The following is a 9,601-nucleotide window of genomic DNA, read 5'->3' on the forward strand; positions in this document are numbered from 1 at the left end:
CTGGCCCCCGTGCCGCCGCCGACGCCGGCCCCGCCGTCCTCCGAGGTCACGCTGGTCAGCGGCCATGAGTCCTCGCACGGGGACCTGGCCCCCCAGGACATGGATCCGATGGACGAGGGCTCGGAGACGGCCCCACCGCCGCAGCTCGCGCTGCCGCCGTATCCCGGGCACGGCATCGTCCCGCCCCAGGTGGGCCCGGCGAGCCTCAACGTCGAGTTCCCCGCGACCACGCCCTTCGAGTCGCCCGCCTCCGCCAGCGCGCCGGTGGAGCCCTCCGTCGTGGAGGAAGAACTGCCGGTGTCGGAGGCGTCCTTCACGGAACCCGCTCCCGTCACGGCCGCCCCCGTCGCTCCCGTGGTGACGTCGCCGGCCCCGGTCGCGGCGACGGTGACTCCGACTTCGAAGAAGCCAGCGCCCGACGAGGACGACGCTGCGCTGCAGGCCGCGCTGAAGCCCAAGCGCACGGGGCTCTACGTCGCGGGAGGCCTGGTCCTCCTGGCGGCCGTGGCCGCGGTGGTCATCTCCCGGGGTTCGGGCTCGGAAACCACCCCGGTGCCGCCGCCGAAGGTGGAGCAGCCCACGCAGCCCGTGGAGGCGCGCAAGCCGCCGGAAACCCCGAAGCCTCCCGACGTCGTCGCGCCGCCGCCCGTGAAGACCGTGGAGGCCCCGGTCGATGCGGGCACGGCTCCTCCGCAGACGGTGGTCGCGGCCGTCCCCGATGCGGGCGCTCCCGAGAAGACGGCCACGCCCGAGCCCGCGGCGGTCCCTGACGCGGGCCTCGCCGTTGCTCCGACGGCCCCGCCCGACGCCGCGCCGGCGAAGGTCGCCACCTACGCCGACCTCATCAAGGAAGGCCGCACGGCGATGGGCAGCAAGCGCTGGAAGTCGGCGGTGGGGGCCTACCGCAAGGCGCTCGCGCTCGACGCGAACTCGACGGAGGCCAAGGCGGGCCTGGGCATCTCGCTCGCCAACAACAGCAACGCGAGCGAAGCGGGCTTCCGCGAGGCGGCCAAGCTGCTCCAGGACGTGGTCCGGGAGGAGCCCAAGAACGCGAAGGCCTGGTTCTGGCTGGGCAGCTCGCTGCAACTCTCCGGACAGGAACCCCGAGCGGCCGAGGCCTATAAGAAGTATCTGTACCTGGAACCGACGGGAAGCTCGGCGGAAGAGGTGCGCGTACTGCTCAAGGGGATGGGCACCTAGGCGACCGGCGTTCCGCCTTCCCGTCCTTGTTGGAGTCGTCGTGCTCGTCCTCGGACTCGAAACCTCGTGCGATGAAACCGCCGCCGCCGTCGTGGAGGACGGCCGGCGGGTGCTGTCGGACGTCGTCTCCACGCAGGTGGACATCCACCGGCGCTGGGGCGGCGTGGTGCCGGAGCTGGCCAGCCGCAACCACATCGTCCAGGTGATGCCCGTGCTCCACGAGGCCCTCACCCGCGCGGGCAAGACGCTCGATGACATCGACCTCTTGGCCGTCACGTCCGGCCCCGGCCTCATCGGCGCGCTGCTCGTGGGCCTCCAGGTGGCCAAGGGCCTGAGCCTCGCCACCGGCAAGCCCTTCGTCGGCGCCAACCACCTGGAGGGCCACCTGCTCGCCATCCGCCTGCTGGAGGACGCGCCGTCACCGCCGTTCCTCGGGCTGGTCGTCTCCGGCGGACACACGAGCCTCTACGAGGTGCGCGACTACGGGAACTACCGGCTCATCGGCCGCACGCGCGATGACGCCGCGGGCGAGGCCTACGACAAGACCGCGCGCATCCTCGGCCTGCCGTACCCGGGCGGGCAGCCCATCGACGAGCTGGCGCAGAAGGGCAACCCGGAGGCCATCCGCTTCCCGCGCGCGCTGCCGGGCGACAACTTCGACGTGTCCTTCTCCGGCCTGAAGACGGCGGTGCTGCACCACGTGCAGAAGCACGGCGTGCCGGAAGGCCAGGCGCTCCACGACCTGTGCGCGTCGTTCCAGGAGGCGGTGGCGGACGTGCTGTCGAAGAAGCTCGTCGCCGCGGCGCGGAGGCTGGGCCACACGCAGCTGGTGCTGTGCGGTGGCGTGGCGGCCAACTCAAGGCTCCGGGCCCTGTGCAAGCAGCGCGCGGAGGAGCGGGGGCTGCGCATGTTCCTGCCCCCGGTGCGGCTGTGCACGGACAATGGGGCGATGATCGCCGTCGCGGGGTATGAAGCGTGGCGCCGCGGTCTGCGCGGTGACTTCCGCCTCGCGGCCGACCCCGCCTGGCGCATGGAGTAGGGAAGGGAACCCCCCAAGTGGAATCGCCGCGCGAAATCCTCAAGCGCCACGGCCTGCGCGCCAAGCACAGCTGGGGCCAGAACTTCCTCGGAGACGCGGACGCGCTCCAGTCCATCGCGGACGCGCTGGAATTGCGCCCCGGTGAGCCCGTGGTGGAGCTGGGCCCGGGCCTGGGCCACCTCACGCGCTTCCTCGCCGCTACGGGCGCGCAGGTGACGGCCGTGGAGCGCGACCGCGACATGGTGGCCGTGCTGGAGAAGGAGGCCATCCCCGGCGTGCGCGTGGTGTCCGGCAACGCCGCCACGGTGGACTTCGCCCAGGTGGCCGGCGCGCCCGAAATCGCCCTGGTGGGCAACCTGCCGTACCACCTCACCAGCCCCATCCTCTTCCAGGTGCTCGCGCAGCGCGCCCACCTGTCGCGCGCCGTCTTCACCCTCCAGAAGGAGGTCGTGGTGCGCCTGGCCGCCGAGCCCGGCAACCGCGACTACGGCCTGCTCACGGTGCTGCTCGGCCTGCACTTCGACATCGAACAGGTGCTCACGCTGGAGGCGTGGCGCTTCCATCCGCCCCCGAAGGTGGACTCCGCCGTGCTGCGCCTCACGCGGCTGTCCAAGCCCCGCGCGCCGCTGGTGGACGAAGCGCGCTTCACGCGGCTGGTGAAGGCCGGCTTCGCGCAGCGCCGCAAGACGCTGATCAACTCGCTCAAGTCCGACAAGGGGCTCGCGACGCCGGAGGTGATGCTCGCCGCGCTCCAGACTGCGGGCGTGGATCCGGGCCGCCGCGCGGAGACGCTGTCGCCCGCGGAGTTCGCCGCCATCGAGCGTGCATTGGGGCCCGTCACCGCGATGGCGCCTCCGCCTCCGGACGCACCCGAATCCGACACGGACTCCGGGCCGGACGCGGACTAGGGATTCAGTGCTTCTGGCCCAGCGCGGCCAGGAGCCCGCCCTGCTGGGCGAGGAAGGCGCGGAACTCGCCCTCATCGATGCGCAGGCGCGCGAGCACCGTGCTCAGCACCTCGTCCACGGAGCCGTCCGGGCGGCGCTTCAGCTCGAAGGCCGTCTTCAAGAGGGCCACGCCGTAGAGTGGATCCACGTCCACCGGAGGTGCGGGCGGGGCCGTGGCCGGGCGCGAAGCGGGCGCGGCTTCCTCGCGCGGCTCCAGTTCCACCACCGCCGTCTTCACCCGCTGCCTGCCGCGCATCTGGCCAAACACTCCCGTGGTGCGTGCGTGTTGGCGGGCACCGTAGGGGATGGCCCGGGGGCAGTGCAAGGCCGGGGTGGGCCGGCGAAAATTGCCGGATGCACGGGGGCATGGTTGTGTTATCCGCCCCCCGCGCGCATGCGTCGCATGCGTTGTCACCGGGGGCGGAGGCCTCGGGCCGATGGACCACCGCTACATCGTCGTCGAAGGGCCCATCGGCGTGGGCAAGACGAGCCTCGCCAACCTCCTCACGGAGCGCCTGGGCAGCCGCCGCATCCTGGAAGTGGTGGAGGAGAACCCCTTCCTCTCCAGCTTCTACGCGGACCGGCAGAAGTTCGCGTTCCAGACGCAGGTGTTCTTCCTGCTGTCGCGCTTCCGCCAGCAGCAGGAGCTCTTCCAGCAGGACCTGTTCCGCTCCGTCACGGTCAGCGACTACCTGTTCGCCAAGGACCGCATCTTCGCCAACCTCACGCTGGCGTCGGACGAGCTGGCCCTCTACGACCGCGTCTTCGAGGCGCTGGGCCCCCGCGTCACCCGGCCCGACCTGGTCATCTACCTCCAGGCGCAGCTGGACGTGCTCCTGCACCGCATCAAGAAGCGCGGTCGTGAGTTCGAGCGCAAGTTCGACGCGGGCTACCTGGAGTCGCTCACGCACGCCTACAACGACTTCTTCTCCCACTACACGGAGACGCCGCTGCTCATCGTGAACACCTCGGAGATCGACTTCGTGCACAACGAAGCCGACCGCGAGGAGCTGATGCACGCCATCCAGTCCGCGAAGCCCGGCGTGCAGCACTACGTGCCGAAGGCGTCCCGGCGGCCCTGACGCCGCCCGCCTGGCCGGCTGTTCATATCGCGGTGATCCCCCCACGGAGCCTCGGGGGGCGTTAGAGTGCACCTTCGTGGAACCCTGGCCTCCGGCGATCCCCCTGGGGACGGCGAGGGGCCTGACGTTCCACGAGGCTGTCCCACCCGTCTCCACAGGAGGTGAACCGTGAAGGACAAGGTCACCATCCACACGCTGAAGCGCCTGAAGCAGTCCGGTCAGAAGATCTGCATGGTCACCGCCTACGACGCGACGTTCGCGCGCATCCTCGACGAGGGTGGGGCGGACGTCCTCCTGGTCGGTGACTCGTTGGGCATGGTCATCCAGGGGCAGGACTCCACGCTCCCGGTGACGATGGACCAGATGGTCTACCACTCGGCGGCGGTGAGCCGGGGCGCGAAGCGGGCGCACGTCGTGGGCGACCTGCCGTTCATGAGCTACCAGGTGTCGCCGCACGAAGCGGTGCGCAACGCCGGGCGGCTCGTGGCCGAAGGCAACGTGGGCAGCGTGAAGCTGGAGGGCGGCGCGGAGTTCGCCGACACCGTGCGTGCCATCGTGCGCGCCAGCATCCCCGTCATGGGCCACCTGGGGCTCACGCCGCAGTCGGTGCACAAGATGGGCGGCTACGTGGTGCAGGGCCGCGACGAAGATGCCGCGCGCCGCATGCTGGATGACGCGCTCGCGCTGGAAGAGGCCGGGGCGTACGCGCTGGTGCTGGAGGGCGTGCCGCTGGAGCTGGCGCGCACCATCACCCAGAGCCTGAAGATCCCGACCATCGGCATCGGCGCGGGCAAGCACTGCGATGGACAGGTGCTGGTCTGCTACGACCTGTTGGGCATGAACCCGGACTTCAAGCCGAAGTTCGTCAAGCGCTTCGCCAACCTGCACGGCAACATCACGGAGGCGGCGGGCACGTACTTCTCGGAGGTGCGCGCGGGTACGTTCCCCGACGAGGACCACAGCTTCAAGGCGAACAAGAACGTCCGCCTCGTGGCCGCGACGCCCGTGGGCCCCGGAGTGGTGGATGCGCCCGCCGAGGGCGCGGAGAAGGTCGGCGCCATCTACGGGGCCCCGGTCTAGCCATGGCCCCTCGCGTCCTGCGCACCGTGCCGGAAGTGAAGGCCTGGGTGGCCACCCTCCAGCAGGAGGGCCGCCGTCTGGCGCTCGTGCCCACCATGGGCTTTCTCCATGAGGGCCACGTCTCGCTCATGAGGGAGGGCGGTCGGCGCGCGGACGTGGTGGCCGCTTCCATCTTCGTGAACCCCACGCAGTTCGGCCCCCGCGAGGACCTCGCGCGCTACCCGCGCGACTTCGAGGGGGACCTGGGACGGTGCGCGAGCGCGGGCGTGGAGGCCGTGTTCGCGCCCGAGCCCGCGGCGATGTACCCGCCCGGCTACCAGACCTACGTGGACGTCACCGACGTCAGCCAGGGGCTGTGCGGCGAGCGGCGTCCCGGACACTTCCGGGGCGTCGCCACCATCGTCACGCAGCTCTTGTCGCTGTTCCGTCCGGCGGTGGCCCTGTTCGGGGAGAAGGACTACCAGCAGCTCCAGGTCATCCGGGCGCTCAACCGCGACCTGCACCTGGGGGCGGACATCGTGGGCATGCCCACGGTGCGTGAAGCGGACGGGCTGGCCATGAGCAGCCGCAATGCCTACCTGTCCGCCGACGAGCGGCAGCGGGCGCTCGCCCTGTCGAAGGGTCTGCGGGCGGCCCAGGCCCTGCTGGCCTCGGGCACGCGGGACACGGGCGCGCTGGCGGACGCCGTGCGGCGCGAGCTGAAGGCGGCGGACCTGCGTGAGGACTATGTGGAGGTGCGGGACGCGGAGACGCTCTCGCCCCTCGGGACGGTGGCGCCGGGCCAGACGGCGCGCGTGCTGGTGGCGGCCTTCTCTGGCGCCACACGGCTCATCGACAACATGCCCCTGGGCGGTTAGGAGACTCGGGACACGTTATGGCCGGAAAGTCGAAGGGTGTGGGTGCGGAGCCGGGGGTGAAGGTCATTGCCGAGAACCGGCGTGCGCGCTTCGACTACACGGTGGATGACACGATCGAAGCGGGACTGGAGCTCACCGGGAGCGAGGTGAAGTCTTTGCGGGATGGAATCGCCAACCTGTCGGACGCCTATGCGCTGCAGAAGGGCACGGAGCTGTTCCTGCTCAATGCGCACATCGGCTCCTACAAGGCGGCGAGCGTGTTCGACCACCTCCCCACCCGGGGCCGGAAGCTGCTGATGCACCGGGTGGAGATCGACCGCTGGACGGCGAAGGTTCGCGAGCGCGGTTACTCCATCATCCCGCTCGTGCTGTACTTCAGGAAGGGACGGGCCAAGGTGGAACTGGCACTGTGCCGCGGCAAGACGCACGAAGATCGCCGTCACGACATCAAGGAACGGGAGACGAAGCGGGAGATGGACCGGGAAGTGCGCCGTCGTTGAAGGGCGCGCCCGAATTTCCCCCGCTGGACAGGCTGGAATGGACAAGAAGGTTTCCGACAAGAAGGAGCGGCTCCTGGCCGCGCTGGATCAGGGGATGGTGATGATCCACCTGGACGCGCGCCGCCCCGGCGTGCTCGTCCCCGCCAGCCTCCGAGGCGAAGCGCACCTGCGCCTCAACCTCTCCTACCGTTTCGAGCCACCTGACCTCACGGTGGGCGAGTGGGGCGTGCGCTCCACGCTGAGCTTCTCCGGTTCGCGCTTCACGGTGGCGGTGCCCTGGTCGGCGCTGTTCGCCATCGCCAGCCACGTGACGAAGGAGTTCTGGATGTACCCGGAGGAGATGCCGCCGGAGCTGCTCCAACAGCCCCCCGTGGCGTCCGCCTCCGTCGCGCGTCCGCCGCAGCCCGCGCCGGTGCCCATGCCCGTCGCGGCGGAGCGGCCTCGTGCCTTCCTGCGTGAAGTGCAGAGCGACCACTCCGACGAGCCGGAGACGCGTCCGGAAGTCGCGGCCGTGCCCTCGCCCGAGGGGGGCCCGCCCGAGGAGCCCCAGCCCCCGCGTCGCGGCGGTCACCTGCGGCTGGTGAAGTAGGGCGGACCCGGAAGGCGGAAGCGGTGGACGTCAGCGTTTGAGCTGGGCGTCCACGTCCGCCTTCGCGCCGCCCATGAACGAGCCCGTCCACGTGCGGTGTCCCCGGAGCTTGAGCTGCACGGGGATGGAGCGGGACGGGTAGACGTTGTCCATCACCACGGGCGTCACGCCCACGTCCACGCCGTCCACCGTCACCCGCGCCCCGGAGGGTTCGCTGCGGATGGTGAGCGAAGGCGTCTGGCCCCCGCCCAGCGTGTGCAGCACCTGGGCCTCGTAGCGCGGCCACAGGAACACCACGCCCCCGGCGAGCACCGTGGCGACGGCGAACAACGCCACCGCGAGTCCCCAGCGTCCACGCCTGCGCGGAAGGGGTGAAGCGGGAGGTTCCAGCTCCCACGACGTGCCTTCCGGACGGGGAGCGCGCTCCTCCAGCTCCAGGTCGCCCGAGCCCGCTTGCTGGATGCTGGGGCGGTTGCTGAGCCCGGCATCCTGGACGTCGGCGAGCGAATGCGTGGCCAGTGCCGGCGCCGCGCTGTCCGCATGCGAGCCGGAAGCAGCTCCAGTGGAGCGAGCAGTGCCCGACGCGATGACTCCGCCGCGCAAAGGTCCAGTCGGAGGCACACCCTGGGAAGGCCGTCCGGTGGAGGCCGAAGCCCCGAGCGGCGCACCAGCGTGGACCACCTCACCCGTCGCGGACAGCGCCACGCCGCCGGGGCTCGGGCTCCAGGGCTCCTCTTCTTCTTCTCCGCCCACGGGCACGGGCGCCGGGCCCGCTGCCTTCCACGGCGCGGCGCCCGAGCCGAAAGCCGCCGTCCCCGTGCCGGCGTTCGGATGCGGGCCGTCGCGGTGCCCGACGGAATCCACGAACGAAGCGGATGGCGTCTGCGCGCCCTGACGAGGCTCCGCGGACGCCACGAACGACACGGACGGTGCCTGCGCGCCTTCCTGGGCGGCGGCCCGGGCCAGCTCTCCCACGGAAGCAGGCAGCCGCACCCCGCGCAGGAACGTGGCCAGGGCATGCGACGACGCGGGCTCACCCGTCTGCGCCAACCACCGCGCGAGCGCCTCGGACACATCCTCCGGCTCCGGGAACCGGGCCGCCGGGTCGCGCGACAACATGCGCAGCACCAGCGTGGCCAGCGACGCCGGCACGTCCGGCAGCGACGCGGGCGCCCGGTTGAGGATGGAGTACGCCACCGCCACCGGCTCCGCCGCTGGACCGAACGGGTGCTGCCCCGCGAGCAGCTCCGACAGGATGATGCCCAGCGAGAACTGGTCGCTCAGCGCCGTGGCGGGCTCGCCCTTCAGGACCTCCGGCGCGGCGTAGGGCACCTTGCCCTTGAAGGCCCCGGGCTCCGTGCGCGAGATGCCCTCCAGCCGCGCGATACCGAAGTCGGTGACCTTCACCTCGCCTTCACGGGACACCAGCAGGTTGGACGGGGACACGTCCCGGTGCGCGGTCATCACCGCCTGTCCGTCTTGCTGGCGCCGGTACGCATGCTGGAGCCCCGCCTGCGCCTGGCTCGCGATGAACACGGCCAGATGCGGCGGGATGCGCAGCCCCTGCCGGTTCACCGCCCGGAGGATGGCGCCCAGGTCCCACCCATCCACCAGCTCCATCACCAGGAAGAGCCCTTCGGAGCCTTCGCCCACGTCATGCACGGTGACGATGTTCTGGTGCTGCAACAGCATGGACAGCCGCGCCTCCGCGACGAACATGCTCGCGATGCCCGGCTCGCGCGCCAGGTGCGGCAGCACGCGCTTGATGGCCACGGTGCGCTCGAAGCCCTCCGCGCCCTTCGCCACCCCCAGGAACAGCTCCGCCATTCCACCCGTGGCCAGCGGTTGCAGCAGCCGATAGCGCGACGTCACGAAGTGCTCCGGGGGGCCTCAGCCTTCAGCCCTGTGACTGGGTGATGTCGCGCAGGTGCTTCCACGGATAGATGCCCGTGTTGTGCTGGTCGCTGAAGACGAACGCCAGCGCGTAGTTGCCCACCGGTTGCATCTGCAACACGCGCAGGTTCGCGGGCACCTGCGCGGGGTCCAGGGTGCGCTTCGCCGTCCACTCGTCCACGCACGCGGCGCACGGGCACTGCTGGCGCAGCACCTGCGCCGTGGCGGTCGTCGTCACCCCGTCGTCCCACGTGAGCGTCAGTGCCTCGCCGTCGGCAGACAGCTTGGCGTCCGTCGCGCTGATGGGCTTGGCCGCGGGCTTGATGCGGTCCCAGAAGTTGCTCACCGGTCCACCTTCCAGAGTCTTGGGCAGGAAGCCCCCTCCCTACCATCCTTCCGGCGGGGTGGGGGGCC

Annotated in this window: 11 protein-coding genes; 8 read left to right on the forward strand and 3 right to left on the reverse strand. The window is 71.0% G+C overall.

What is annotated here, in order from left to right:
• The 3 genes from D7Y13_RS32445 to rsmA all read left to right on the forward strand — a co-directional run.
• Nucleotides 1-1,200, forward strand: a 1,200-nt coding sequence (locus D7Y13_RS32445; RefSeq protein ID WP_147452541.1) for a tetratricopeptide repeat protein, incomplete at its 5' end; no start/stop codon positions are given.
• Nucleotides 1,201-1,240: 40 nt separating this feature from the next.
• On the forward strand, nt 1,241-2,239 hold the full coding sequence (gene tsaD / locus D7Y13_RS32450) for a tRNA (adenosine(37)-N6)-threonylcarbamoyltransferase complex transferase subunit TsaD (RefSeq protein ID WP_120536187.1): 999 nt from the start codon (nt 1,241-1,243) through the stop codon (nt 2,237-2,239).
• 17 nt (nt 2,240-2,256) lie between these two features.
• Complete coding sequence (rsmA, locus tag D7Y13_RS32455) at nt 2,257-3,147, forward strand: 16S rRNA (adenine(1518)-N(6)/adenine(1519)-N(6))-dimethyltransferase RsmA (protein ID WP_120536186.1); 891 nt, start codon at nt 2,257-2,259, stop codon at nt 3,145-3,147.
• A gap of 4 nt (nt 3,148-3,151) precedes the next feature.
• Here rsmA and D7Y13_RS32460 read toward each other — a convergent pair whose 3' ends face one another.
• Entirely contained in the window at nt 3,152-3,442 is a 291-nt protein-coding gene (locus D7Y13_RS32460; protein ID WP_120536185.1) for a hypothetical protein, read from the reverse strand.
• A gap of 181 nt (nt 3,443-3,623) precedes the next feature.
• On the opposite strand from D7Y13_RS32460, the gene D7Y13_RS32465 reads away from it, so the two are divergent.
• The 5 genes from D7Y13_RS32465 to D7Y13_RS32485 all read left to right on the forward strand — a co-directional run bounded on the left by D7Y13_RS32465 (nt 3,624) and on the right by D7Y13_RS32485 (nt 7,294).
• Complete coding sequence (locus D7Y13_RS32465; protein WP_120536184.1) at nt 3,624-4,268, forward strand: deoxynucleoside kinase; 645 nt, start codon at nt 3,624-3,626, stop codon at nt 4,266-4,268.
• A gap of 168 nt (nt 4,269-4,436) precedes the next feature.
• The gene (panB, locus tag D7Y13_RS32470; RefSeq protein ID WP_120536183.1) at nt 4,437-5,348 is read left to right on the forward strand and encodes a 3-methyl-2-oxobutanoate hydroxymethyltransferase; all 912 of its coding nucleotides are present in this window, start codon (nt 4,437-4,439) and stop codon (nt 5,346-5,348) included.
• Between the two features lie 2 nt (nt 5,349-5,350).
• Nucleotides 5,351-6,205, forward strand: a complete 855-nt coding sequence (panC, locus tag D7Y13_RS32475; RefSeq protein ID WP_120585172.1) for a pantoate--beta-alanine ligase — start codon at nt 5,351-5,353, stop codon at nt 6,203-6,205.
• A 17-nt stretch (nt 6,206-6,222) separates the two neighbouring features.
• Nucleotides 6,223-6,705, forward strand: coding sequence for an SsrA-binding protein SmpB (gene smpB, locus D7Y13_RS32480; RefSeq protein WP_120585171.1), 483 nt, complete (start codon nt 6,223-6,225; stop codon nt 6,703-6,705).
• Between the two features lie 37 nt (nt 6,706-6,742).
• Nucleotides 6,743-7,294, forward strand: coding sequence for a ClpXP protease specificity-enhancing factor SspB (locus D7Y13_RS32485; RefSeq protein ID WP_120536180.1), 552 nt, complete (start codon nt 6,743-6,745; stop codon nt 7,292-7,294).
• Between the two features lie 30 nt (nt 7,295-7,324).
• Here the strand turns inward: D7Y13_RS32485 and D7Y13_RS32490 are convergent, their stop codons facing one another.
• Together D7Y13_RS32490 and D7Y13_RS32495 are read right to left on the reverse strand one after the other, a co-directional pair.
• Nucleotides 7,325-9,166 (reverse strand): serine/threonine-protein kinase, encoded by a 1,842-nt coding sequence (locus D7Y13_RS32490; RefSeq protein ID WP_120585170.1) that lies wholly within the window; start codon nt 9,164-9,166, stop codon nt 7,325-7,327.
• 25 nt (nt 9,167-9,191) lie between these two features.
• On the reverse strand, nt 9,192-9,533 hold the full coding sequence (locus D7Y13_RS32495; RefSeq protein WP_120536178.1) for a DUF971 domain-containing protein: 342 nt from the start codon (nt 9,531-9,533) through the stop codon (nt 9,192-9,194).
• Between the last annotated feature and the right edge of the window lie 68 nt (nt 9,534-9,601).

Origin of the sequence: Corallococcus praedator, from assembly GCF_003612125.1 — a bacterium.
GTDB lineage: Bacteria > Myxococcota > Myxococcia > Myxococcales > Myxococcaceae > Corallococcus > Corallococcus praedator.

Coding starts and splice junctions, on each gene's coding strand:
- panC (WP_120585172.1), top strand. CDS start 5,351: ATGGCCCCTCGCGTCCTGCGCACCGTGCCGGAAGTGAAGGCCTGGGTG.
- D7Y13_RS32465 (WP_120536184.1), top strand. CDS start 3,624: ATGGACCACCGCTACATCGTCGTCGAAGGGCCCATCGGCGTGGGCAAG.
- smpB (WP_120585171.1), top strand. CDS start 6,223: ATGGCCGGAAAGTCGAAGGGTGTGGGTGCGGAGCCGGGGGTGAAGGTC.
- D7Y13_RS32485 (WP_120536180.1), top strand. CDS start 6,743: ATGGACAAGAAGGTTTCCGACAAGAAGGAGCGGCTCCTGGCCGCGCTG.
- D7Y13_RS32460 (WP_120536185.1), bottom strand. CDS start 3,442: ATGCGCGGCAGGCAGCGGGTGAAGACGGCGGTGGTGGAACTGGAGCCG.